General features: G+C 70.0%; 1 protein-coding gene. It reads left to right on the top strand.

What is annotated here, in order from left to right:
• Positions 1-1,478 (top strand): AMP-binding protein (locus tag ACZ7KX_RS42680; protein ID WP_470331341.1); only part of this gene is annotated, 1,478 nt, incomplete at both ends.

Here is a 1,478-nt window from a genome sequence, read left to right as displayed (position 1 = left end):
ATGGTGCTGCAGGCGGCGCTGGCCGCGCTGCTGACCCGGTTGGGTGCGGGGGAGGACGTGCCGATCGGCACGCCGATCGCGGGCCGGACCGACGACGCCCTCGACCAGCTCATCGGCGTCTTCATCAACACCCTCGTCCTGCGCACCGACACCTCGGGCCGGCCCTCCGCCCGTACGCTCATCGACCGGGTCCGGACCGGGAACCTGGCCGCCTACGCGCACCAGGACCTGCCGTTCGAGCGGCTGGTCGAGGCGGTGAACCCGGAGCGTTCGCTCGCCCGGCACCCGCTGTTCCAGGTGCTGCTGGCGTTCAACAACACCGACGAGGCCGCGATCGACCGGAGCGCGCAGCACCTGCCGGGCCTCACCGTCTCCCGGGCCGTCGCCGACACGGGCGTGGGCAAGTTCGACCTCTCCTTCGCCTTTGCGGACGGGTCGGAGGCGGACGGTGCGCTGAGCGGCGTGCTGGAGTACAGCACCGACCTCTTCGACCGCGCCACCGTAGAAGCCCTCGGCGCGCGCTACCTGCGGCTGCTCCACGGCATGGTGGACACCCCGGACGCGCCGCTCGACCTGATCGATCTCCTCGATGAGGTCGAGGCGGGTCTGGTGGTGGAGGGGTGGAACGAGACGGCGTGTGAGGTGCCGGGTCGTTCGGTGGTGGAGTTGTTCGCGGAGCGGGTGGCGGTGTCGCCGGATGCGGTGGCCGTGGTTTCCGGTGAAGTGTCGCTGTCCTACGCGGAGTTGGATGCGCGTGCGGAGCGGCTGGCGGGCCTGTTGGTGGCGCGTGGTGTGGTGGCTGAGCGGTTCGTGGCGGTGGCGTTGCCGAGGTCGGTGGACCTGGTGGTGGCGTTGTTGGCGGTGTGGAAGGCGGGGGCGGCGTATCTGCCGTTGGACACGGAGTATCCGGCGGACCGGCTGGCGTTCATGCTGGCCGACGCGGATCCGGTGCTGGTGCTGACCACGACCGAACTGCTGGCGGAGCTGCCCGAGTTGACGGTCGACTGCCTGCTCCTGGACGCTCCGGAGACGGCCGAGGCGCTTGTCGCGCCGATCGACGGCGGCGTGCTGCCGGCCGTGTCCTCGGTGCCGATGGGTTCGGCGTCGGCGTATGTGATCTATACGTCGGGGTCGACGGGGCTGCCGAAGGGTGTGGTGGTTCCGCAGGGTGCGTTGGTGAACTTCGTTGCTGCGATGGGTGATCGGTTCGGTCTGGGGGTGGGGGATCGGCTGTTGGCGGTGACGACGGTCGGTTTCGACATCGCGGGGCTGGAGTTGTTCGTGCCGTTGGTGAGTGGTGCCGCGGTGGTGGTGGCTGCTCGGGATGTGGTGCGGGATCCGGTGGCGTTGTGTGCGCTGGTGCGGTCTTCGGGTGCGTCGGTGATGCAGGCGACGCCGAGTCTGTGGCGGGCGTTGTTGGCGCAGGACGCTTCGGTGGTGGAGCGGCTGCGGGTGTTGGTGGGTGGTGAGGCTCTGCC

It is taken from the genome of Kitasatospora sp. NPDC038210 (genome assembly GCF_055600605.1).
Note: the sequence above shows the minus strand (reverse complement) of the source record. Positions and strands in the feature narration are given on the sequence as shown.